Origin of the sequence: Seohaeicola saemankumensis (assembly GCF_042678485.1) — a bacterium.
In the GTDB taxonomy this organism is placed as follows: domain Bacteria; phylum Pseudomonadota; class Alphaproteobacteria; order Rhodobacterales; family Rhodobacteraceae; genus Seohaeicola; species Seohaeicola saemankumensis.
This window is the reverse complement of the sequence record NZ_JBHTKR010000006.1, coordinates 209,317-230,728: the sequence shown is the minus strand read 5'-3', so window position 1 is coordinate 230,728 and position 21,412 is coordinate 209,317. Positions and strand designations below refer to the sequence as shown.

21 protein-coding genes are annotated in these 21,412 nt (G+C 63.0%); 6 read left to right on the top strand and 15 right to left on the bottom strand.

The window, feature by feature from the left end; genetic code table 11:
- The first annotated feature begins 36 nt into the window (after positions 1–36).
- Positions 37–909: an NAD(P)-dependent oxidoreductase gene (locus ACFQ3C_RS15860; RefSeq protein ID WP_380793798.1), complete on the top strand. Its 873-nt coding sequence runs from the start codon at positions 37–39 to the stop codon at positions 907–909.
- Between the two features lie 48 nt (positions 910–957).
- On the opposite strand, the gene ACFQ3C_RS15855 is transcribed toward ACFQ3C_RS15860, so the two are convergent.
- The 6 genes from ACFQ3C_RS15855 to ACFQ3C_RS15830 form a co-directional block, all read right to left on the bottom strand.
- Entirely contained in the window at positions 958–1,287 is a 330-nt protein-coding gene (locus tag ACFQ3C_RS15855) for an SMR family transporter (protein WP_380793795.1), read from the bottom strand.
- A gap of 76 nt (positions 1,288–1,363) precedes the next feature.
- Positions 1,364–2,209 (bottom strand): hypothetical protein, encoded by an 846-nt coding sequence (locus ACFQ3C_RS15850; RefSeq protein ID WP_380793793.1) that lies wholly within the window; start codon positions 2,207–2,209, stop codon positions 1,364–1,366.
- Between the two features lie 187 nt (positions 2,210–2,396).
- Positions 2,397–3,611, bottom strand: coding sequence for an NADP-dependent isocitrate dehydrogenase (locus ACFQ3C_RS15845; RefSeq protein WP_380793791.1), 1,215 nt, complete (start codon positions 3,609–3,611; stop codon positions 2,397–2,399).
- A 96-nt stretch (positions 3,612–3,707) separates the two neighbouring features.
- Positions 3,708–4,979 carry a multidrug effflux MFS transporter gene (locus ACFQ3C_RS15840; protein ID WP_380793789.1) on the bottom strand — a complete coding sequence of 424 codons (1,272 nt, stop codon included), beginning with the start codon at positions 4,977–4,979 and terminating at the stop codon, positions 3,708–3,710.
- Between the two features lie 7 nt (positions 4,980–4,986).
- A complete protein-coding gene (locus ACFQ3C_RS15835; RefSeq protein ID WP_380793786.1) occupies positions 4,987–5,643 on the bottom strand; it encodes a DsbA family oxidoreductase in 657 nt (218 codons plus the stop codon).
- Positions 5,630–7,156 (bottom strand): class I adenylate-forming enzyme family protein, encoded by a 1,527-nt coding sequence (locus ACFQ3C_RS15830; protein ID WP_380793784.1) that lies wholly within the window; start codon positions 7,154–7,156, stop codon positions 5,630–5,632. Before ACFQ3C_RS15830 ends, ACFQ3C_RS15835 begins: the two co-directional genes overlap by 14 nt.
- A 65-nt stretch (positions 7,157–7,221) precedes the next feature.
- Here ACFQ3C_RS15830 and ACFQ3C_RS15825 point away from each other — a divergent pair, with 65 nt between their 5' ends.
- A complete protein-coding gene (locus ACFQ3C_RS15825; RefSeq protein WP_380793782.1) occupies positions 7,222–7,827 on the top strand; it encodes a helix-turn-helix domain-containing protein in 606 nt (201 codons plus the stop codon).
- 56 nt (positions 7,828–7,883) lie between these two features.
- On the opposite strand, the gene ACFQ3C_RS15820 is transcribed toward ACFQ3C_RS15825, so the two are convergent.
- Together ACFQ3C_RS15820 and ACFQ3C_RS15815 are read right to left on the bottom strand one after the other, a co-directional pair.
- Positions 7,884–8,009, bottom strand: a complete 126-nt coding sequence (locus tag ACFQ3C_RS15820; RefSeq protein ID WP_380793780.1) for an entericidin EcnA/B family protein — start codon at positions 8,007–8,009, stop codon at positions 7,884–7,886.
- On the bottom strand, positions 8,006–9,841 hold the full coding sequence (locus ACFQ3C_RS15815; RefSeq protein ID WP_380793778.1) for an extracellular solute-binding protein: 1,836 nt from the start codon (positions 9,839–9,841) through the stop codon (positions 8,006–8,008). The genes ACFQ3C_RS15820 and ACFQ3C_RS15815 overlap by 4 nt, the downstream gene beginning before the upstream one ends.
- Before the next feature lie 348 nt (positions 9,842–10,189).
- Between ACFQ3C_RS15815 and ACFQ3C_RS15810 the strand changes: the two genes are divergently transcribed.
- Both ACFQ3C_RS15810 and ACFQ3C_RS15805 read left to right on the top strand, forming a co-directional pair.
- The gene (locus ACFQ3C_RS15810; protein WP_380793776.1) at positions 10,190–10,963 is read left to right on the top strand and encodes a 3-hydroxybutyrate dehydrogenase; all 774 of its coding nucleotides are present in this window, start codon (positions 10,190–10,192) and stop codon (positions 10,961–10,963) included.
- 100 nt (positions 10,964–11,063) lie between these two features.
- Complete coding sequence (locus tag ACFQ3C_RS15805) at positions 11,064–12,101, top strand: patatin-like phospholipase family protein (RefSeq protein WP_380793773.1); 1,038 nt, start codon at positions 11,064–11,066, stop codon at positions 12,099–12,101.
- 23 nt (positions 12,102–12,124) lie between these two features.
- On the opposite strand, the gene ACFQ3C_RS15800 is transcribed toward ACFQ3C_RS15805, so the two are convergent.
- From ACFQ3C_RS15800 to ACFQ3C_RS15790, 3 genes are all read right to left on the bottom strand, one after another.
- Positions 12,125–12,817, bottom strand: coding sequence for a DUF502 domain-containing protein (locus ACFQ3C_RS15800; protein WP_380793771.1), 693 nt, complete (start codon positions 12,815–12,817; stop codon positions 12,125–12,127).
- Positions 12,818–12,900: 83 nt separating this feature from the next.
- Positions 12,901–13,830, bottom strand: a complete 930-nt coding sequence (locus ACFQ3C_RS15795; RefSeq protein WP_380793769.1) for a pseudouridine-5'-phosphate glycosidase — start codon at positions 13,828–13,830, stop codon at positions 12,901–12,903.
- A complete protein-coding gene (locus ACFQ3C_RS15790) occupies positions 13,827–14,720 on the bottom strand; it encodes a PfkB family carbohydrate kinase (protein ID WP_380793767.1) in 894 nt (297 codons plus the stop codon). The genes ACFQ3C_RS15795 and ACFQ3C_RS15790 overlap by 4 nt, the downstream gene beginning before the upstream one ends.
- 298 nt (positions 14,721–15,018) lie before the next feature.
- On the opposite strand from ACFQ3C_RS15790, the gene rpsB reads away from it, so the two are divergent.
- Together rpsB and tsf are read left to right on the top strand one after the other, a co-directional pair.
- The gene (gene rpsB, locus ACFQ3C_RS15785; RefSeq protein ID WP_380793765.1) at positions 15,019–15,789 is read left to right on the top strand and encodes a 30S ribosomal protein S2; all 771 of its coding nucleotides are present in this window, start codon (positions 15,019–15,021) and stop codon (positions 15,787–15,789) included.
- 77 nt (positions 15,790–15,866) lie between these two features.
- A complete protein-coding gene (gene tsf, locus ACFQ3C_RS15780) occupies positions 15,867–16,742 on the top strand; it encodes a translation elongation factor Ts (RefSeq protein ID WP_380793763.1) in 876 nt (291 codons plus the stop codon).
- Positions 16,743–17,220: 478 nt separating this feature from the next.
- Here the strand turns inward: tsf and ACFQ3C_RS15775 are convergent, their stop codons facing one another.
- The 4 genes from ACFQ3C_RS15775 to ACFQ3C_RS15760 form a co-directional block, all read right to left on the bottom strand.
- Positions 17,221–17,976, bottom strand: a complete 756-nt coding sequence (locus tag ACFQ3C_RS15775) for a LuxR family transcriptional regulator (RefSeq protein WP_380793761.1) — start codon at positions 17,974–17,976, stop codon at positions 17,221–17,223.
- Entirely contained in the window at positions 17,973–18,431 is a 459-nt protein-coding gene (gene aroQ, locus ACFQ3C_RS15770; RefSeq protein ID WP_380793759.1) for a type II 3-dehydroquinate dehydratase, read from the bottom strand. Before aroQ ends, ACFQ3C_RS15775 begins: the two co-directional genes overlap by 4 nt.
- 275 nt (positions 18,432–18,706) lie before the next feature.
- Complete coding sequence (locus tag ACFQ3C_RS15765; protein WP_380793757.1) at positions 18,707–19,975, bottom strand: NAD(P)/FAD-dependent oxidoreductase; 1,269 nt, start codon at positions 19,973–19,975, stop codon at positions 18,707–18,709.
- A 94-nt stretch (positions 19,976–20,069) separates the two neighbouring features.
- On the bottom strand, positions 20,070–21,293 hold the full coding sequence (locus tag ACFQ3C_RS15760; protein WP_380794119.1) for an acyl-CoA dehydrogenase: 1,224 nt from the start codon (positions 21,291–21,293) through the stop codon (positions 20,070–20,072).
- Positions 21,294–21,412 lie beyond the last annotated feature (119 nt).

Sequence of the window (21,412 nt, the reverse complement as noted above, 5' to 3'; positions counted from 1 at the left end):
AACAGAGGGAAGACAATCACGCAAGGGAAGAGGCTGATGGCAAAACTGGCATTTCTGGGTCTGGGGGTAATGGGCTATCCGATGGCGGGGCACCTGGCCGCCAAGGGGCATGAGGTAACGGTCTACAACCGCACCGCCGCCAAGGCCGAAGCCTGGGTGAAGCAGCATGGCGGCGCGATGGCGACCACTCCGCGCGACGCGGCAAAGGGCGCCGATTTCGTGATGGCCTGCGTCGGCAATGACGATGACCTGCGCGCGGTCTGCACCGGGCCGGATGGCGCCTTCGCGGGCATGACCAGGGGCGCGGTCTTTGTCGATCACACCACCGTGTCGGCCGCCGTCACGCGCGAGATGTTCGCCGCCGCCGAAACGCTTGGCCTGGGCTTTGTCGATGCGCCCGTGTCGGGCGGTCAGGCGGGCGCGGAAAACGGCGTGCTCTCGGTCATGTGCGGCGGGGTGCAGGCGCAATTCGACGCGGCAGAGCCGGTGATCGCCGCCTATGCGCGCATCTGCCGCCGGATCGGTGACAGCGGCGCGGGCCAGCTGACCAAGATGTGCAACCAGATCGCCATCGCGGGCCTGGTGCAGGGCCTGTCCGAGGCGCTGCATTTCGCCGAAAAAGCGGGCCTTGACGGAGAGGCCGTGGTCGAGGTGATCAGCCAGGGCGCCGCAGGCAGCTGGCAGATGTCGAACCGCTACAAGACCATGGTCGCGGATCAGTTCGACTTCGGCTTTGCCGTGGACTGGATGCGCAAGGACCTGGGCATCTGCCTTGATACGGCGGATGAGAACGGCGCCAGCCTGCCGGTCACGGCGCTGGTCGATCAGTTCTACAAGGACGTGCAGAAACTGGGCGGCGGGCGCTGGGACACCTCATCCCTGATCAAGCGCCTGCGCGCGATGGGGTAAACCGCCCTTTCATCGTTCTTCAAATACTCAAGAAAGCCTCGTCGCCCCTCAATGCGGCGAGGCTTTTGAAAACAGGTGGATCACCACGATCCCGCCCAGGATCATCGCCATGCCGATCACGGCGGGCAGATCCAGCCTTTGCCCGAAGACGGCAAACCCGATCACCGCGATCAGCACGATCCCCAACCCCGACCACAGCGCATAGACCACGCCCACCGGCATGAAGGCCAGCGTCTGCGCCAGCAGGTAGAAACTGATGCCGTAAGCCACCACCACCAGAACCGAGGGCCAGGGCCGCGTGAACTGCTGAGAGGCATGCAGCGCCGACGTGCCAATGGTTTCCGCCACCACGGCAAGGAGGAGGAGGAGATAGGGCATGGCGGCGGTCCTTTGTGTTGAGTCGGGGCAGGGGGACAAAAGTCAAATTTCAAATAATTTACAGAGATGAATTCACTTAAAAAGGCAATTCAGAAAACTCAACATCTAAATCGAAGTTAAATGGTAAAAGGCCTTCAGCAGTTGCAATTTCTACTGTCAAACTCCCTTTCGCTCTATACTTCTCACTCTTTTCGGCTCCTGACCACTTTGACCAAAACTGTTTCTTAAAAACTACCTCAGCCTGACTCAGAGCACCAGGCGCGATCCGGGCATTTGGAACAGGCACATAAAGTCTTCTTAATTTATCTGCAAACTCCTCTGAAACACACTCAACTCCTTTTGAAAAAAGCCTCCATGAATTGTTTGCGGCGATGGATATATTGTCTATCTCAGGACTTCTTGCGCCTGAAACATTTTTAATTAATATTTTAAGTGTGAATTCCCCATTGTGCCAAAATTCATTTACATCAAGGTTACCAATGGTTGGCTCGATGCTCACAGAGAAAGTTTCTCGTTTTGCCCGCGTGAGTTCTTCCTTCATCCAACTTAGCCTTGGCATTAGTTGGGATCTTAACTCTCCTATGTTGCCGTCATAAATAAAATGAAAATGATGCTGTAGGTCAAATGGGATATCCTGTGAACTTTGAGTTATAAGGGCGCATAGTTTATTCTTTGCATGTGCATACCCAACTTCATAAAAAACGTTTGGATTTTTTCCAGTCATGTCTGCAATTATGAAGTCGGCGTTCTCAATTTGTCGATAAATTCTTTCAAGCATTGTTTCAGAATAAAATTGCTCATCAACTCGCTCCGCAATTATTCCTATTTCGGAGCAGACCTGCTTTATCCCATATTGATAAATATCGTCAAAATCTCGGCTAAATGGCATAAGAACGAAGGCAAAAGGCTTTACTTCTGTCATAGAAACACTTCCTGATTACGTAACGGAGCAAATCTCTAACCTACACGCGCGTCTCTCGCAGTCAACAAATACACCAATTATCAATGTTTGTAGCATTTTTTCTCGCTTTCTTTATGCGTTGCTCCCCAAAACGCAAAAGGGGCCGCCCAACGGCGACCCCCTCCAACTACAGCCTCAGCCGAGATAATCAGCCAGCCAGCGCCTTGTTCAGATACTCGTCCACCTTCTCCAGATAGCCGATGGTGCTCAGCCATTTCTGGTCGGGGCCGACCAGCAGGGCGAGGTCCTTGGTCATGAAACCGTCCTCGACCGTCTGCACCGTCACCTTCTCCAGCGTTTCGGCGAAGCGCGCGAGTTCGGCGTTGCCGTCCAGTTTCGCGCGGTGCTTCAGGCCACCGGTCCAGGCAAAGATCGACGCGATCGAGTTGGTCGAGGTTTCCTTGCCCTGCTGGTGCTGGCGGTAGTGGCGCGTCACGGTGCCGTGGGCGGCTTCCGCCTCGACCGTCTGTCCATCGGGGGTCATCAGCACGGATGTCATCAGGCCCAGCGAGCCGAAGCCCTGCGCCACGGTATCCGACTGCACATCGCCGTCGTAGTTCTTGCAGGCCCAGACATAGCCGCCCGACCATTTCATAGCCGAGGCCACCATGTCGTCGATCAGGCGGTGCTCATAGGTGATGCCCGCGGCCTTGAACTTGTCCGCGAATTCCTCGTCAAACACCTGCTGGAACAGGTCCTTGAAGCGGCCGTCATAGGCTTTCAGGATCGTGTTCTTGGTGGACAGGTACACCGGCCAGCCCTTGACCAGGCCATAGTTCATGGACGCGCGCGCGAAGTCGATGATCGACTGGTCCAGGTTGTACATCGCCATGGCGACACCGGCGCCGGGGGCGTCGAACACTTCGCGTTCGATCACGGTGCCATCCTCGCCCACGAACTTGATCGTCAGCTTGCCTGCGCCCGGAAAGCGGAAGTCGGTCGCGCGGTACTGATCGCCAAAGGCGTGACGGCCCACCACGATGGGCTGGGTCCAGCCCGGCACAAGGCGCGGCACGTTCTGGCAGATGATCGGCTCGCGGAAGATCACGCCGCCCAGGATGTTGCGGATCGTGCCGTTGGGGCTGCGCCACATCTGCTTGAGGCCGAATTCCTCGACCCGCTGCTCGTCCGGCGTGATGGTCGCGCATTTGACGCCGACGCCGTATTTCTTGATCGCATGGGCGGCGTCCACGGTGATCTGGTCATCGGTGCGGTCACGCTCTTCGATGCCCAGGTCGTAATATTTCAGGTCGATGTCCAGGTAGGGCAGGATAAGCTTCGTCTTGATGAAATCCCAGATGATGCGGGTCATCTCGTCGCCGTCGAGTTCGACGACAGGGTTGGCTACCTTGATCTTGGTCATGTGGGAAATCCCCTTGTTCTGGTGAATCGGCTCTCGCGCCGGGTCATAGCGTAAAGCAGGGCTTCTGCAAAGACGGTATGCGACTGTATACAGATATTATTTGAACATTTCCGCCTGTCCCATGCGCCGGGTCCGCCTGTCGATGCGAAGCAGGCGCCACAGCAGCACGAAGGCCACCACCGAGGCGCCGCCCACGCCCAGGGTCATCGGCAGCAGGGTGGCGTTGAAGCTCAGCGCGATCGGGGCCGCGATCAGCGCGCCGCAGATGGTGGCGATGGCGCCGATCACGCTGGCCGCCGTGCCCGCGATATGGGCCATCGGTTCCATCGCGATGGCATTGAGGTTGCCCACGGTCAGGCCGGACTGGAACAGGACCGTGCATTGCCAGATCAGGTAGATGGCGAACATCGCGTCGCCCCGCAGCCCCGCCAGCCAGCAGGCCGTGATGCCCCCCGACAACAGGATCTGCATGCCGAAGGCAAAGCCCGCCAGGCGCTGCATGCCCAGCCGCATGACCAGCGCGGCATTCAGGATCGACGCGCTGCCCGAGATCAGGGCCATGCCCGCGAACCACAGCGGAAACTGATCCGCGCGCTGAAAGACCTGATCGAAGACCGGCTGGATCAGGCTGATCGAGGTGAACAGCAGCACATAGCCCATGGTCTGCGCCATGATCGACAGGCGGACCACCGGATGGGTCAGAACCTCGCGCGTCGCCGCGGCGATGATCTGCAGGCGCATCGGGCGGCGGGCATCGCGGGGCAGGGTTTCCGGCAGGCGCAGGGCCAGCCAGAGGGTTGCGATCCCGGCGAAAAGCACGAAAGCCCCGAACAGCGCGCGCCAGCCCGCGGCGGCAATGATCCCGCTGCCGACAAGCGGCGCGATGGCGGGGACCAGCATGAAGACCATCATCACGAACGACAGGATGCGCGCCATGTCGCGCCCGCTGTAAAGGTCGCGCACGATGGCCATGCCCACAACCCGCGGGCCTGCCGCGCCCACGCCCTGGATGACCCGCCCCAGCAGCAGCCATTCCAGCGAAGGCGCGGCCCAGGCCAGCGCCGCGCCCAGGATATAAAGCGCGGTTCCGCCGATGATCATGGGTTTGCGCCCCAGCGCATCGGACATCGGGCCGGCAAACAGGGTGGCCCCGCCCATCCCCAGCACGAAAGCGATCACGATCAGCTGCGCGCGGTTCGGATCAGCCGGGCTGAGTTCCGCGCCGATCTGCGGCAGTGCCGGAAGCATCGCATCTATGGAAAAGGCGATGATGGCGAAAAGCATCGCGATCAGAGCGATGAATTCCGCGCGCGAGGGCGCCCTTTTCAGGCCCGAACCGGGCCGGTCACTGGTACGAGGAGAGACCATGCAGGTGTCAGTCCGCACCATCGTCGTCATCGGGGGATTGGGCCATGATCTCGTCGATCACTTTCAGCCAGACCTCGGTCGGTTGCGCGCCCGGCACGGCATGTTTGCCGGCAACGATGAAGGTGGGCACCGCGTTCACGCCCATGTCGCGCGCGGCCTGGTCGCGGGCGCTGATCTCGTCCCGGTCGGCGGGGCTGTCCAGCAGCTTGCGGATCACGGCCGCGTCCAGCCCGGCGCTGTCGGCAATATCGGCCAGCACGTCACGGTCGCCGATGTCGCGGCCTTGCTGGAAATAGGCGCGCATGAGGGCGGTCACGACAGCATGCTGCGCCCCCTCGATCCCGGCCCAATGGATCAGGCGGTGCGCGTCAAGCGTATTGGGCGTGCGGGTGATCCCTTCGAAATTGATGGCGATCCCGGCGGCTTCGGCGTTCTGCGCGATCCGTGCATAGATCTGCACGGCGCGGTCCTTGCCGCCGAATTTCTCTTCCAGATAGGCGCGCCGGTCCATGCCTTCGGGCGGCATGTCGGGGTTCAGCTGGAAGGGATGCCATTCGATCACGAAAGGATGGTTGGGCCGGGCCTCCAGCGCGCGTTCCAGTTGGGCCTTTCCGATCAGGCACCAGGGGCAGATGGGATCGGAAAGGATATCAAGCTTGACCATGGCGGGCCTCATATAACGGTTTCAGGGCGCGGCGCAGGATCTTGCCATTGGCCCCGGAGGGCAGCGCATCAAGGCGGATGTATACCCGCGGTTGTTTGTAGCGGGCAAGGCGTTCTTCGGCAAAGGCTTTCAATTCGGCCTCATCCGCCGGATCGCCCACGTAGAAGGCGGCTATGATGCGGGCGTCATGCCTGACCTCGATATCGGTGACGCCGACCTCGCGGATCGCGGGATGGGCCAGCAGCGCCGCCTCGACCTCCAGCGGTGAGACGCGGTAGCCGCCTGCATTCATCATGTCATCGGCGCGGCCCAGATAGGTGATCTGCCCCTCTGCATCCATCATCCCCTGATCGCCGGTCAGGAACCAGTCGCCCTGCATCTTCGCGGCGGTGTCCTCGGGTGCGCCCAGATAGCCCAGCATCAGGCCGGGATCGCTGCGGGCCACGGCAATCGTGCCTTCCTCGCCCAGGCCCACCGGGCCATCCGCGCCAAGGATCGCCACGCGTCGTCCGTCCTGCGGCCGGCCCAGCGCGCCGGGTGTTGCCGGATGATCGGGGCTGCCCGAAATGAAGGTGGAACATTCCGACATGCCGTAAGCCTCGAAGATCGGGGTGCCGGTCGCGTCAGCCCAGTGCCGGCGCACCCGGTCCGACAGTTTTTCCCCGGCGGCAAGACCGTGACGCAGGGCTGGCAGGCTCATCCGCGCGTGATGGCCCAGGATCTTGCGATAAACGCCCGGCGCCGCGGCAAAGATCGTTGCACGGTGATCGGCCAAAAGCTGCGGCAGTGCCTCGATCGCGACCCCTTCCGCCGGGATCAGCGCGGTGGCCCCCACGGACCACGGGTCCATCAGCCCGGTCCCCAGCGTATAGGTCCAGTTGAAGGCCCCGGCATGCAGCAACCGGTCTGCGGCGGTCAGCCCATACCAGCCCTGATGCATCATCCGCCTGGCCCAGATCGCGCGATGGGCATGCATCACCGCGCGGGGCACGCCGGATGTGCCGGAGGTATAGATGATATAGGCCAGACGATCCGGGTCGCCCATGGCGTCATCGGCCGGGGGCAGGTCGCGCATCGCGGCCAGGGCGGCGGTGTCGATGACGGGCAGGCCCGTATCATCGGGACAGGCGACGCGCGGATCGCGCAGGATGCCCGCCGGTGACAGCTGCGCCACCATCTTGGCCACTTCCACCGCCGTCAGCTGCGATGAGGTGGGCACCGGCACCAGCCCCACGGCGATCGCGCCCAGGTAGGCCAGCGGGAAATCCACCGTATTGCCCAGCCGCATCAGCAGGATGTCGCCGGGCGTGAAGCCTGCCGCAAGAAGCCCCGCGCCCGTGCCGCGCACCGCTGCCGCAAGGCGGGCATAGGTCCAGTCATCCGCACCATCCGCCGAGATGACCGACAACGCTACTTTTTCCGGCAGATCATCGGCATGGCGCAACACATGCGCGGCCATGTTGAAGGGACGGGGGCAGGGGGCGGGATCGCCATGATCGAATATCGCAAGCATGTGCAAGTGCTAGGCCCGCGCCGCGGCAGTTGCAAGCCAAACACCGCCGCCCTATACCGCCGCGCATGAGCGAGCATGATCCCCGGTCCCTGATCCGCATCGCCCGCGCCGATGGTGGCGCGGCCGTGGCCGCACCGCTGGATCTGGGCCAGCGCGTGCGCGGTCTGCGCAAGGATCTGGGCCTGACGCTGGAACAGGCGGCCCGGCAGGCAGGGCTGGCGCGATCCACCCTGTCAAAGATCGAGAACGGTCAGATGTCGCCGACCTACGAGGCCCTCAAGAAGCTGGCGACGGGTCTGGACATCTCGGTGCCGCAGCTTTTCACGCCGCCCGCGCCGGGGCAGGTGACGGGGCGGCGGGTTGTCACCCGCGTGGGCGAAGGCGCCCGACATGCCACCACGACCTATGAGCATGAGTTGCTGGCCGAAGGGCTGACTCGCAAGCAGATGCTGCCCTATCGCGCGCGTGTCCGCGCCCGCCGGATGGAAGAGTTCGACGGCTGGGTGCGCCATGACGGCGAGGAGTTTCTCTATGTGCTGACCGGCGTGATCCGGCTCTATACCGAATTCTACGAGCCCGTCGAAATGCGGCGCGGCGACAGCGCCTATTACGACGGCACGATGGGGCATAACGTGGTCTCGGTCAGCCCCGAGGATGCGACGATCCTGTAGGTCACGTCACTTGTGTGACCAGTAGCGGGCCCGGTCTGCCCAAAGCCGATCCGGAATCAGAGCCAGCCCCGCACCGTGCGCGCCCCGCCCGAGATGTCCTGTCCGATCCCGTCGACCGTGGCGCATCCAGCCAGCATCGCCAGGCAGCCCAGACCCAGGGCAATCACTGCAAGTTTCTTCATTCCGCTCGCTCCTCATACCACCAGACATCGGGCATCCACCCGATCCGGTCGCCATAAATCGGCGTGTTTTCGGGAAATTTCAACTGTCTCGCATGGGCAATCCGGTCAACATTCGTTGTCCAGACCGGAATCACGTAGCGCCCGGCCATCAGCACACGGTCCAGCGCGCGGGTCGCGGCAATGAAGGCCTCGCGGCTGTCGGTGGTCAGCATCTGGTCGATCATCGCATCCGCAGCCGGATCGCGCATCCCCATCACGTTGCGGGTGCCGGGTGTGCCTGCCCCTGCGGACCCCCAGTAAAGGCGCTGTTCGTTGCCGGGGCTCAGTGACAGGTCGCGGCGAAACGGCATCATGTCAAAGTCTTGCGCGGCCTCGGCCTCGGCATATTGGGCGTTGTCGACAGGGCGGATCCGGGCCGTGATGCCCAGCCGCTGCAAGGCGCCGGCGTAGATCTCGATCACGGCCAGGTTGGCGCGGTCACCCTGTCGCAGCAGCACGTCCAGCACGAAGGGCGCGCCCCTGGTGTCCACAAGGCGTCCGTCCTGCACCCGCCATCCGGCCTCGTCCAGCAGGGCTGCGGCGCGGCGCAGGTCGGTGCGATTGCGTTCCGAGGCGTCACCCTGCGGCAGGCTGATCCCTTCCAGCGCACCGGGCGGCAGGCTGGCCGCGAAGGGCGCCAGCAGGTCGCGCACAGGGCCCGTAGCGGGGCCAGGCCGCAGGCCCAGTTCCGAATTCGAGAAGTACGAGGTGATGCGCGGTTGCCGCCCGCCGGTCACCGTGCCGTTGATATAGGGAAAGTTGAAGGCCAGCAGAAGCGCCTCGCGGACCCGCCAATCGGACAGGTGCGGGCGGGCGGCATTCAGCACGAAACCGGTCATGCCGGTGGGCCGCTCATGGGCGATCTCCGACAGGATGACATCGCCACGGCGCACCGCGTCGAAAACGAAGCGGGTTTCCCAATCCTCGGCATTGGTTTCGCGCCAGACCGTGACCGCACCCGCCTTGAAGGCCTCGAACATGACCGAGGTGTCGCCGTAATATTCGATGCGGATCTCGTCCAGGTTGTTGGTGCCGCGCCGGATGGGCAGATCGCGGCCCCAGTAATCGGGATTGCGCCGCAGGGTGACAAAGCGTCCCTGTTCGTAGTCGTCCACCACATAGGGCGCCGATCCGATCGGGATGTCGTTGATGGTGGAGGCGGTGAAATCGCGCCCCTCCCATTGCGCCTTCTTCAGGATCGGGCGCAGCCCCGCGATCAGGGCCAGTTCCCGGTCGGCGGTGGTGAATGCGATCCGCAGGCTGCGCGGTCCGGTCTGGGTGATGCTGTCGGTCTGATTGGCAAAACCCAGGTAGCGCGGATGTCCGACCGTGCCCAGCGTCTCGAAGGACCAGATGACATCCTCGACCGTAACCGGGCTGCCATCCGAGAATCGCGCCTCGGGCCGCAGGGTGAATTCGACCCAGGATCGGTCCTCGGCGACCCGGACCGATTCGGCCAGCAGACCGTAAAGAGAGAACGGCTCGTCCCAATTTCGCGCCATGAGGGTCTCATAGGCCAGGAAGCGCAATTGCCAGGGCGCCGTGCCCTTCAGGATGAAGGGATTGAGCGAATCAAATCCGCCCGTGGCCCCCTCGACCAGGCGTCCGCCCTTGGGGGCTGTCGGGTCAGCATAGGGCAGGGACACAAAATCGGGTGGAAGGGCAGGCGCGCCGTACATAGCTATGCCATGGAGGGCTGTGGACTCGGCCTGCAATGGCTGAATGAAGCCCTGCAATAAAAGGCAGCAGACGGCAGCGCCCCGGACTGCGCGGCGGAATGAAACACATCTCATGATGATGACGATCCTGCTCTGGCCATCTATTGTTGCCATGCAGCGTAGCGCTCGTTTCCCGTCTTTTCAAACTTTTAGCTTGGAAGCCTGCAAAGGATTGCTTATAAAGTCCTTACTGCTCGATAGGTTTCTTGCCTGTATGAAACCTGCCTCAATAACTTGACGCCGGCCTCGTGCCGGCGTTTTTTTTTGGCCACGGCCTTTGCCTTCGCGCCCCGGCGCCTTGCAGGTTTTCCCAGTCTTCGCCTCGCGTCCCCTCTGCGCTCCCTCGTCATTCGCGGCGGCGTCATGCTATGCTGCATCTGCAAAGTCGTTCGATCACGACACCATGACCAGAAGGAGAGGCGCATGTCGCTGAAGGGAAAAACCGCCATCATCACCGGATCGAACTCCGGTATCGGATTGGGCATTGCGCGCGAACTGGCAAGGGCAGGGGCGGATGTCGTCCTGAACTCCTTCACCGACCGGGACGAGGATCATGCCCTGGCGCGCCAGATCGCCACCGAATTCGGCGTTACCGCCCGCTATATCCAGGCCGACATGTCCAAGGGCGACCAGTGCCGCGCCCTGATCCAGACGGCGGGCGCCTGCGATATCCTGGTGAACAACGCAGGCATCCAGCATGTCTGCCCGATCGATGAATTCCCGACCGAGAAATGGGATGCGATCATCGCGATCAACCTGACATCGGCCTTTCACACCACCGCGGCGGCGCTGCCGCTGATGCGCAAGGCAGGTTGGGGCCGGATCGTCAATATCGCCTCGGCCCATGGTCTGACCGCCAGCCCCTACAAATCGGCCTATATCGCGGCAAAGCACGGCGTTGTCGGCCTGTCCAAGACCACCGCGCTGGAAACCGCGGGGCAGGGGATTACCTGTAACGCGATCTGCCCCGGCTACGTGCTGACGCCGCTGGTCGAGGCGCAGATCCCCGACACGATGAAGAAATACGACATGGGCCGTGAGGAGGTGATCAAGAAGGTCATGCTCGAACGGCAGCCCTCGCGCGAATTCGCGACCGTCGAACAGTTGGGCGGCACCACCGTGTTCCTGTGCTCGGATGCGGCGGCCCAGATCACGGGAACGACGATCAGCGTGGATGGCGGCTGGACCGCGCTCTGACCGGTTTCTTCTTGCCGGAAATATCCCGGGGGAATCGCCGCAGGCGATGGGGGCTGGCCCCCTTCCCGGGATCTGTTCCTCGTGACGCGAAAGGTGCTGCATGACTGTCAAACGCATCAACATGGCCCTGCAGGGCGGGGGCGCGCATGGGGCTTTCACCTGGGGCGTTCTGGATCGTTTTCTTGACGAGGACGAGATCGAGATTGCCGCCATTTCCGGCACCTCGGCCGGTGCGCTGAACGGGGCGGCGTTCAAGGCGGGCTGGCTCAAGGGCGGGCGGGACGGTGCGCGCGAAAACCTCGACTGGCTCTGGTCACGGATGGGCGCATTGCAGGAAACCCCAATCAGCCGCTGGCTGACTGAAATGTCGCCGGCCACGGCCGCGGTCAGTGCGGCGCTGGAAAGTTCGGTCGCCTACGGGATGGCCGATACGGTCTCGCGGCTGACCTCGCCCTATGCGCTGGGACCGTTCTACAGCAATCCGCTGTCCGCTATCGTCGAGGCTTTCGATTACGATACCGTCTGCGCGCTGGAGGGGCCGCGTCTGTTCGTGGGGGCGACGAATGTACGCAGCGGCAAGATCCGGGTCTTCACCGGGGACCAGATCAGCACCGGGGCGATCCTGGCCTCGGCCTGCCTGCCGACCCTGTTCCAGGCGGTCGAGATCGAGGATCCCGAGACCGGGCAGATCGAGGCCTATTGGGACGGCGGCTATAGCGGGAATCCCGCGCTTTTCCCCCTGTTCGCGCCGGATTTGCCCTCGGATATCCTGATCGTGAACATCAACCCGATCCTGCGCGACGCGCTGCCACGCAGCCCCCAGCAGATCCAGAACCGCATCAACGAGATCAGCTTCAACGCCTCGCTTCTGCGCGAATTGCGCGCCATCGCCTTCGTCAAGCGGCTGCTGGATCAGCGGGCGCTGTCACCGGGCAGCATGAAAGATGTGCTGGTGCATATGGTGGCGGATGATCCGCTGATGAACGATCTTTCCGTTGCCACCAAGATCCTGCCCAATCCGCTGCTGCTGGCCCGGCTCAAGGCGGCGGGGCGCGCGGCGGCGGATGGGTTTCTTGCGGCACACAAGGATGACATCAACCAGCGCGGCACCGTGGATCTGGCGCATATGCTGGGCTGACCGGGCGCGGGCCGCGCTGCGTTTCAGGCGGCCTTGGCGGGGCGGCTGGGATCCTTGGGATTGGGATAGACAAGCCCGGCCGAGATCACCAGCTTGGCGGCATCCTCAACGGTCATGTCCAGGATGATCACATCCTCGCGCGGCACATAAAGCAGAAAGCCCGATGTCGGGTTCGGCGTGGTGGGAAGAAACACGCTCATCAGGGCGCCGGCAGTGGCCGGGCGCTCGGCGATCTCGCCCTTGGCTTCGGTCGAGATGAAGCCGATGGCCCAGATCCCCTTGCGCGGGTATTCGACAAGGCAGGCCTTTTCGAAGCTGCGTTCGGATTGGGCAAAGACGGTCTCGGCGATCTGCTTCACGCCTGAATAGATCGACCGCACCACCGGCATCCGGTGCACGAGCGACTCGCCAAAGCGGATCAGCGACCGGCCGATCAGCCCCTTGGCGATCCAGCCCACGACGATGGTGAAGATCAAAAAGATGATCACGCCCAATCCGCGCAGGTTGATACCGATATATTGACCGGGGTTGAACCGGTCCGGCACCAGCGGCAGCACCACGCTGTCGACGAACCCCATCAGGGACCAGATGAACCAGATCGTCAGGCCGACCGGGGCGATCACGACAATCCCCGTCAGGAAACTGGAGCGCAGCCCCGAGAGTGGTCCGGTCCGGCGCGGGGCTGGGGGCTGTTCGGGATCGAAAGGCGTGTTCATGGAATGGATCCGGCTGCGATATGCCTTGTCTATCTAGGCGCTTGCCGGTCCTGCCACAATGGGCAAGCGCGTTTGCGCCTGTCTCACGGGTGGGTGGGGGCGGTTTTCAGGGCAGTCAGCGCCACAGCGACGGCCGCGCCCAGCCGGGCATTGTTCAGCACCAGCGCGATATTCGCCTCAAGCGAGGCGCCGCCGGTCAGGTCGAAGATGCGCTGCAACAGAAAGGGCGTGACGGCCTTGCCGCTGATCCCCAATGCGTCTGCATCGGCGGTGGCCTGGGCGATGATCGGCGCCAGATCCCCCAGGGGGATCTCGGCGTCCAGCGGAATCGGGTTCGCGATCAGTTGCCCGCCGGGCAGATCAAGACGCGCGCGCATCCGGTGCGCCCTGGCGATCTGGTCGGGGCTGTCCATCCTGAGCGGCGCCTTCAGACCGGAATCGCGGGACCAGAAGGCGGGCAGCGCATCCTGCCCATAGGCGATGACCGGCACACCAAGGGTTTCCAGCACTTCCAGCGTCTTGGGAAGGTCAAGGATGGCCTTGGCGCCGGCCGCGATCACGCTGACGCGGGTGGCGGCCAGTTCCTGCAAATCCGCCGAGATGTCAAAGCTTGTCTCGGCGCCCTTGTGCACCCCGCCGATCCCTCCCGTGGCAAAGACCTCGATCCCGGCCAGTGCTGCGGCGATCATGGTGGCGGCAACCGTGGTGGCGCCGGTGCGGCCTTCGGCCATGCAGACGGCCATATCGGCGCGGCTGAGCTTGGCCACGGCCTTGGACCGGGCCAGCTGCTCAAGCGCTGCATCGGTCAGGCCGATATGCAGCTGGCCTTCCAGCACGGCGATGGTGGCAGGCACGGCGCCTGCATCGCGCACGGCCTGTTCGACCTGACGCGCGGTGTCCAGATTGCGAGGCCAGGGCATGCCATGGGTGATGATCGTGCTTTCAAGCGCCACGACCGCGCGGCCGGCATCCAGGGCGGCGGCAACTTCGGGGGAATGGGTATACAGCATCATGAAGGGATTTCTCCGGACACATAGGTCGCCGCAGCATCAAGGGCGTGGGCCAGCGCGGCTGCGGGGGGCTGACCTGCCAGTTCGGCGGCGATATGGGCCGCCATGAAGGTGTCACCGGCCCCGGTCACGCGGGTCACAAGCACCTGGCGACAGGGCAGGGTGATCACGCCTTGCGGCCCGGCATCGGCGGCCGGGCGGCCCCCGTCGGTCACCAGCGCGCGCATCGCGCCCCGTGCAACCAGGCCCTGCGCGGCCTGCGCGGCGCTGTCGAAGCTTTGCTGGCACAGGATCGACGCCTCCTCAAGGTTCACGTAAAGCACCGCGCGCCCATGGGTCAGGAAAGGCAGCAACCGTTCGGCCTTGCCGGGGCTGGCCGGCGCCACGCGCAAATCGGCCCGGGCAAAGGCGGGATGGGTCGCGATCTCGTTCAGCAGCGCCAGGGTCAGATTGCCGTCCAGCGCGATGCAGCCGGCATAGGGATGTGTGCTGTCGCCCAGCGGCCCATCGGTCAGCGGTCGCAGGATCCGCGCCCCGGCCGCCTCAAGGCTGTGGGCATCGGCGATGGCGGCAATCAGGCCATTCGCGCCCTCGATGGCCATGTAGCGATCGGTGGGCAGATCCTCGGAGCGGTAAAGATGCGCCGTGCCCACGCCCAGGGCCATGCAGTTGCGGATCAGATCGTCGCCCTCGGGATCGCGCCCCACGGCGCTCAGCAGTGCGGGCCGCAGGCCGAAGCGCGCCAGTGCCATGGCGATGTTCATGGCGACGCCGCCCGGCAGCCGCGTGATGCGGCCGGGCACATCCGCCCCCTGCCGCATATGGCTTGGCGCGCGACCGATCACGTCCCACAGGACCGATCCGATGCACAGAATGTCATGATCCCCGGCCATGGCGCCTCCCTTGATGCCTGTCTGCCCCGAACCGGGCATCGGTTCAAGTCGGGCCGTTTTCTTCTTGCCCGAAATATCCCGGGGGGATCGCCGCAGGCGACGGGGGGCTGGCCCCCCGCCCTTGGACAATCTGCCTTGCCCTTGCCCCTTGCACATGGGGCGCAACCCGTCTATACGCGCGCCACTCAACCCCGCAGGCGGGGTGGGCCTATGGGGGAGAAATCCCCATATGTCCGCCGGTTGGAGCATCCGCTCTCACACCCCCGCCGAGGCGAAAACCGGAAAGAAGGATAGGATAATGGCTCTTCCCGAGTTCACTTTGCGCCAATTGCTTGAAGCAGGCGTACACTTTGGCCACCAGACGCAGCGTTGGAACCCCCGCATGGGTCCGTATATCTACGGCGCGCGTAACGGCATTCACATCATGGATCTGACCCAGACCGTCCCGATGCTGGACCAGGCGCTGAAGGTCATCCGCGACACCGTCGCAAAGAACGGCCGCATCCTGTTTGTCGGCACCAAGCGTCAGGCAGCCGCGCCCGTGGCTGAAGCCGCCGAGAAATGCGCCCAGTTCTACATGAACCACCGCTGGCTGGGCGGCACGCTGACCAACTGGCAGACCGTGTCGCAGTCGATCAACCGTCTGAAGTCGATCGACGAGCAGATGGCTGGTGGCGCCGAGGGCCTGACCAAGAAAGAGCGTCTGGGCATGGAGCGTGAGCAGGCCAAGCTGCAGGCCAGCCTTGGCGGTATCCGTGAAATGGGCGGCGTGCCGGATCTTCTGTTCGTCATCGACGTGAAAAAAGAACAGCTGGCGATCGCCGAAGCCAACAAGCTGGGCATCCCGGTCGTGGCCGTGGTCGATACCAACTGCTCGCCCGATGGTGTGGATTACATCATCCCCGGCAATGACGACGCAGCCCGCGCCATCGCACTTTATTGCGACCTGGTCAGCCGCGCCGCCCTGGACGGCATGACCGCACAGATGGGCGCCGCCGGCGTCGATCTTGGCGCGCTGGAGGAAACGCCTGTCGAGGAACTTCTGGCCGAGACCACCGGCGAGGCGTGAGCCTGTCACGACACTGATACAAGCGGGCGGCATGACCGCCCGCAGATTCATTCAATTCATCCGAGGAGAGCCGAGCGATGGCGATCACAGCTGCACTGGTAAAAGACCTGCGCGACCGTACGGGCGCGGGCATGATGGACGCGAAGAAAGCGTTGACCGAAACCAATGGTGACATGGAGGCGGCAATCGACTGGCTGCGCACCAAGGGTCTGGCCAAAGCCGCCAAGAAATCCGACCGCACCGCGGCCGAAGGCCTGGTGGCCGTTCAGGTCCAGGGCGGGCGCGGCGTTGCCATCGAAGTGAACTCGGAAACCGATTTCGTTGGCAAGAACGCCGATTTCCAGGCCATGGTCGCAAGCTTCGCGCAAGCCGCGATGGGCGCGAACTCGGTCGAGGAGCTGAAAGCGGCCAAGATCAACGGCAAGACCGTCGAAGAGATCCTGACCGAGAAGATCGCCACCATCGGCGAGAACATGTCGCTGCGCCGCATGGCCGTGCTCGAAGGTGAGACTGTCGTGTCCTATGTACACAACGCGGCAGCCGACGGCATGGGCAAGATCGGCGTTCTGGTCGCGATGAAGGGCGGCAACGACGCCTTCGGACGTCAGGTCGCGATGCATATCGCCGCGGCCAACCCCGCTTCGCTGAGCCAGGCAGACCTGGATCCTGCCGTGGTCGAAAAGGAAAAGAACGTCCAGATGGAGATCGCGCGCGAATCGGGCAAGCCCGAAGCGGTGATCGAGAAGATGATCGTTGGCCGGATGCAGAAATTCATGGCCGAGGTGACCCTGCTGGGTCAGGCCTTCGTCGTGAACCCCGACCTGACCGTCGAGGCTGCCGCCAAGGAAGCCGGCGTTGAGATCACCGGTTTCCTGCGCCTGGAAGTTGGCGAAGGCATCGTGGTCGAAAAGGAAGACTTTGCCGCGGAAGTGGCCAAGGTCGGCCGCGCCTGATCAGACCCATCACGGGGCGGGTGAAAATCCGCTCTGATTGCAGAACTGACGGTGCCACCCCAGGGTTGGCGCCGTCTTTTCTTTTTGAAGGCCCGGTTGACGGGCACCGGGGCTGTTGGACCGGGGCCGTTCGACTGGGGCAGGTGGGCTGGGGCAGGGCGCCAAGCAGCTTGGCAAAATGTCGACCTGCCAGCGGAACAATACACCAGCAGGCCGACTTTCCGGAAAACCGGACAAGACGCAGCGCCCTGAAATGGCAGGGTTGCGTCCCGATGTTCCCTGGCAAAAGCCACCACTCACGGAACAATCTTAACATGCAAAGTAACCTTACGTTAAGGAAGTAAGGTTTTCCCTACCTTTTGAAATGAGGTTGACCTGAACGGGCAGGTCACGGGCTGTTCAAGGCCCGTGGCGTCAGTGGGGCGTCACGTTGTAAGCTCTTGTAAAAAAGCCATTTCCGCAGCGTGCAAAGCTTGTTTCAGGCATCCATCACGAACATCTGGTTCTGAAGCGCTGCCTTCAGAACCGCCTGTGCCGTTGTCTCGACATTCAGGGCTTCGCGCGCCAGACGCAGATGTTTCTCAACTGTTGCGGGTGTCAGACCCATCAGAACGGCAATATCCTGCGTGGTCTTGCCATCGCCGACCCAGCCAAGCGCCTCACGCTGGCGGCGTGTCAGGCGGCGTCCGGGCCTTGTATAGGGCAGGGTGAGGATCTTCAGATGGGCAACGTTGTTCATCACCAGCACATCCTGCCCGTGCCGCGTCCAGATATCATCGACCTGATCCTGTGTCAGATCCGGCCGCGCAGTCAGCGCAATGCCGCCCTTTGACCGCGCCGAGACCGATTTGAAACCGATCGTATAGCCGGCCAGCACCTGGTGAGACTGGTTGAACTGGACCACGCGCGCTTCGGCGGGGGTCAGATTTCCGCTGTTCACCATATCCGAGACGACCCGCCAGTTGCAGGCGCCTTCATTGTCCAGGGCCCAACGCACCATCGGGCCATGCATGTAATGGCCATCCGCGATGAAGGTTTCCACATAGCTGGTGGGATGGTTGGTCAGGATCACGAAATCGTCGGGATCGCCCAGCGACGCGCCCATGCGGTATCGCGTGAAGGCATAAAGCAACCGGTCAAACCCGTAGTCTTCCATCTTGCGGCAATGCATATCCCAGAGCTCTTCCAGGCTCCCGGCATTCGTGAGCGCCTCAAGATAGAGGTTCAGCGTCATCCGTCGGTATCACCAGGTTCATGCGCCAGATGGGCCGCCAGGGCGCGTATCGCCAGCGCATAGCCCGTCGCGCCAAAGCCGCAGATCTGACCCAGCGCGACAGGCGCGATGAATGACCTGTGGCGAAACGCCTCTCTGGCGTGGATGTTGGACAGATGTACCTCGACCAGTGGCACCGACGCGGACGAGATCGCATCCATCAGCGCCACGGATGTATGCGTATAAGCGCCTGCGTTCAGCACGATTCCGGCATGTGTGCCGCGCGCGGCATGGATCAGGTCGATCAGCGCGCCTTCGTGGTTCGACTGTTCAAAGGCAATCGTCATGCCGTGATCGCGCGCCTCAGCCTCGCAAATCGCGCGGACATCCGCCAGGGTGGTGCGGCCGTAAACCTCGGGCTGGCGTGTCCCCAGAAGGTTCAGGTTCGGACCGTTCAGGATCAGCAAGGAAGTCATGAGGCCTCGGGATAAGAATGTTGCGCCGTCATTGATAGCCGCGCCGCGGCAGGGATGTCGAGAGGCTCAAGCGCGCCCTGTGTCCCAGGATCGGCAAACAGCATCTGATAGTCGTGAGCTGCGTCATGCAAGGTGCTGTAAAAGTGAGGAAAACTTTTATTTTTACAGTGGCGGACCGGATCGCGGGAATGAATGTCTCGCCGGCGCTTACTTAACATAATACTGATTATACGACTTATGGATCGGGTGGTATGCATGGCGCATGACATCCCTTTTCAGCCCAGGCGCCCCCCGCCGGCATGGGCGATCCGTGCTGCCATCTCGTAGAACTGGCCCTTGATGGCGGTGAATGCCTCGTCATACCCATCCACGGGATCAAGCGGCAGATGGGTCTCATCACCAGACAGCAGCGCCTTTGCAGCCGCCGCGCCGATCACCGTGCCCGGACCGATACCGCGCCCCGAATAACCGAAGATCGCATATCCCGGCCCGCCCATCCGCATCACCTTGGGAATATGGTCGGACGTCATCGAGATCCGGCCAGACCAGAAATGTTCGAACGGCGCATCGCCCACCTGCGGAAACAGCCGCGCCAGCATCCGGCGCGCCCAGGCCGCGTGCAGCCCCAGGGCATCAGGCTTGCCCATGGCGCCCAGGATCAACCGCCCGGCCTGATCCTTGCGGAAGGATGTCATCACGGTTCCGGTGTCCCAGCACCCCTCGCCGCCCGGCAGAACCTGCGCCGCCTGGTTATGACCCAGGGGCGCCGTGGCCAGTTGGAAATAATGCACAGGTGTCGTGGATGGAACCTGTGCGCCCTTGACGGGTTTGTGGTAGGCATTGGTTGCAATCAGGATTAGTTTCGACTTTACAATGCCTTGCGACGTGTTCACGATCCAGTCTGAACCGTTGTGCGCCAAGGATATCACCGGGCTGTGCGCGTGGATCCGCGCGCCATGCTGCGCTGCCGCGCGCGCAAGCCCGCGTGCATAGGCCAATGGCTGGATCGTGCCTGCGCGCGCGTCATGCAATGCGCCATGCACCATGTTGCTGCCGGTGCGGCGACGCGCGGCGTCGGCATCCAGCAGCGTGACCGGCGCACCCAGCGCCGACTGTTGTTCAAATCTGGCCTGCAAGTCTTTGAAACCATTGGTGGAATGCGCGCAATGCAGGGTGCCTTCGCGGATTGGTTCGCAAGCGATGGCATGGGTGTCGATCAGCGTGAACACCTGCGCGGGCGCAGCCGCAAGGGCGGCGTTCAGCCTGTCCCCCTGCGCCTGCCCCAGTGCCGCGCAGACATCCCGCGGTGGCAGCCAAAGCCCGGCATTGACCAGCCCGACATTGCGCCCCGACCCGCCATGGCCGATGGTCTCGGCCTCCAGCAGCAGGACCGACGCCCCCTCCTGCGCGGCCTGCAATGCGGCGGAACAGCCGGTGAACCCCCCGCCCAGAATGCACAGATCCACGGATGCATCCCCTGTGAACGCAGCGGCGTCAAAGGTTTCCTGCGCGCTGTCGCGCCACAGATTCCGGTCCGCGTCCATGGGTCCTCCGCTTGCTCTGCACCGTACAACAGTTAACGGCGCGCCTGCCCTTTGGCAAAGCGCGCCGTTTATGTCCTGTGCCTATCTGATCCGATCAGAAGAACGCCTGCAAGCCCGTCTGTGCACGACCCAGGATCAGCGCATGCACGTCATGGGCCCCTTCATAGGTATTGACCGTCTCGAGGTTGACCATGTGCCGGATCACGCCGAACTCCAGGCTGATGCCGTTGCCGCCGTGCATGTCGCGGGACATGCGTGCAATATCAAGGGCTTTGCCGCAGTTGTTGCGCTTGACAATGCTGATCATCTCGGGCGCGGCCTTGGCCGCATCCATCAAGCGGCCGACCTGAAGGCTGCCTTGCAGCCCCAGTGCGATCTCGGTCTGCATATCGGCCAGCTTCTTCTGGAACAGCTGCGTCTGCGCCAGCGGACGCTTGAACTGGTGCCGGTCCAGACCGTATTGGCGTGCAGCGTGCCAGCAGAATTCGGCGGCCCCCAATACACCCCAGCTGATTCCATAGCGCGCGCGGTTCAGACAGCCGAACGGCCCTTTCAGACCTTCCACATGCGGCAGCAGCGCGTCCTCGCCCACGGCCACATTATCCATCACGATTTCGCCGGTGATCGAGGCGCGCAAGGACATCTTGTTGCCGATCTTGGGCGCGCTCAGACCCTTCATGCCCTTTTCCAGCACAAAGCCGCGGATCTTGCCGCCATGGGCCTCGGATTTGGCCCAGACTACGAAGACATCCGCGATCGGCGCGTTCGAGATCCACATCTTCGACCCGGTCAGGACGTATCCATCGGCGGTCTTCACCGCACGGGTCTTCATGCCGGCGGGGTCAGACCCGGCATCGGGTTCGGTCAGGCCGAAGCAGCCGATCCATTCGCCGCTGGACAGCTTGGGCAGGTATTTCCGGCGCTGCTCTTCCGAGCCATAGGCATAGATCGGATACATCACCAGGCTGGACTGGACCGACATCATCGACCGGTAGCCAGAATCGACCCGCTCTACCTCACGCGCGATCAGACCGTAGGACACATAGCCCGCCCCCAGACCGCCGTATTCCTCGGGCGTGGTGACGCCCAGAAGGCCCATTTCGCCCATCTCGCGGAAAATCTCGGGATCGGTATGTTCTTCGGCAAAGGCCTTGAGGACGCGCGGCTGCAGTTTTTCCTGTGCATAGGCACGGGCGCTGTCGCGCATCATCCGCTCTTCCTCGGTCAGTTGCTCATCCAGGCGGAACGGGTCGGCCCAGTCGAACTGCCCCAGGTCGGGTGCATCCTTGGCGCGCAATTTCGGTGCGGGGCTGCTCATCTCGTTCATGGGATCCTCCTGAAGATATGCGACGCGCGGCGGGTTGATCATGCCAGTCATGAGTTTTTGGCGCGCGCCAGTCTTGTCCAAATGCAGGTTACAGCATAATCAGATGGGGT

What these genes read in the sequence shown, in the direction of transcription:
- ACFQ3C_RS15850 (WP_380793793.1), bottom strand. Translation starts at nt 2,209, where the DNA reads ATGACAGAAGTAAAGCCTTTTGCCTTCGTTCTTATGCCATTTAGCCGA.
- ACFQ3C_RS15815 (WP_380793778.1), bottom strand. Translation starts at nt 9,841, where the DNA reads ATGAGATGTGTTTCATTCCGCCGCGCAGTCCGGGGCGCTGCCGTCTGC.
- tsf (WP_380793763.1), top strand. Translation starts at nt 15,867, where the DNA reads ATGGCGATCACAGCTGCACTGGTAAAAGACCTGCGCGACCGTACGGGC.
- aroQ (WP_380793759.1), bottom strand. Translation starts at nt 18,431, where the DNA reads ATGACTTCCTTGCTGATCCTGAACGGTCCGAACCTGAACCTTCTGGGG.
- ACFQ3C_RS15805 (WP_380793773.1), top strand. Translation starts at nt 11,064, where the DNA reads ATGACTGTCAAACGCATCAACATGGCCCTGCAGGGCGGGGGCGCGCAT.
- ACFQ3C_RS15860 (WP_380793798.1), top strand. Translation starts at nt 37, where the DNA reads ATGGCAAAACTGGCATTTCTGGGTCTGGGGGTAATGGGCTATCCGATG.
- ACFQ3C_RS15760 (WP_380794119.1), bottom strand. Translation starts at nt 21,293, where the DNA reads ATGAGCAGCCCCGCACCGAAATTGCGCGCCAAGGATGCACCCGACCTG.
- ACFQ3C_RS15790 (WP_380793767.1), bottom strand. Translation starts at nt 14,720, where the DNA reads ATGGCCGGGGATCATGACATTCTGTGCATCGGATCGGTCCTGTGGGAC.
- ACFQ3C_RS15825 (WP_380793782.1), top strand. Translation starts at nt 7,222, where the DNA reads ATGAGCGAGCATGATCCCCGGTCCCTGATCCGCATCGCCCGCGCCGAT.
- ACFQ3C_RS15800 (WP_380793771.1), bottom strand. Translation starts at nt 12,817, where the DNA reads ATGAACACGCCTTTCGATCCCGAACAGCCCCCAGCCCCGCGCCGGACC.
- ACFQ3C_RS15845 (WP_380793791.1), bottom strand. Translation starts at nt 3,611, where the DNA reads ATGACCAAGATCAAGGTAGCCAACCCTGTCGTCGAACTCGACGGCGAC.
- ACFQ3C_RS15840 (WP_380793789.1), bottom strand. Translation starts at nt 4,979, where the DNA reads ATGGTCTCTCCTCGTACCAGTGACCGGCCCGGTTCGGGCCTGAAAAGG.
- ACFQ3C_RS15820 (WP_380793780.1), bottom strand. Translation starts at nt 8,009, where the DNA reads ATGAAGAAACTTGCAGTGATTGCCCTGGGTCTGGGCTGCCTGGCGATG.
- ACFQ3C_RS15855 (WP_380793795.1), bottom strand. Translation starts at nt 1,287, where the DNA reads ATGCCCTATCTCCTCCTCCTCCTTGCCGTGGTGGCGGAAACCATTGGC.
- ACFQ3C_RS15765 (WP_380793757.1), bottom strand. Translation starts at nt 19,975, where the DNA reads ATGGACGCGGACCGGAATCTGTGGCGCGACAGCGCGCAGGAAACCTTT.
- ACFQ3C_RS15775 (WP_380793761.1), bottom strand. Translation starts at nt 17,976, where the DNA reads ATGACGCTGAACCTCTATCTTGAGGCGCTCACGAATGCCGGGAGCCTG.
- ACFQ3C_RS15810 (WP_380793776.1), top strand. Translation starts at nt 10,190, where the DNA reads ATGTCGCTGAAGGGAAAAACCGCCATCATCACCGGATCGAACTCCGGT.
- rpsB (WP_380793765.1), top strand. Translation starts at nt 15,019, where the DNA reads ATGGCTCTTCCCGAGTTCACTTTGCGCCAATTGCTTGAAGCAGGCGTA.
- ACFQ3C_RS15835 (WP_380793786.1), bottom strand. Translation starts at nt 5,643, where the DNA reads ATGGTCAAGCTTGATATCCTTTCCGATCCCATCTGCCCCTGGTGCCTG.
- ACFQ3C_RS15830 (WP_380793784.1), bottom strand. Translation starts at nt 7,156, where the DNA reads ATGCTTGCGATATTCGATCATGGCGATCCCGCCCCCTGCCCCCGTCCC.
- ACFQ3C_RS15795 (WP_380793769.1), bottom strand. Translation starts at nt 13,830, where the DNA reads ATGATGCTGTATACCCATTCCCCCGAAGTTGCCGCCGCCCTGGATGCC.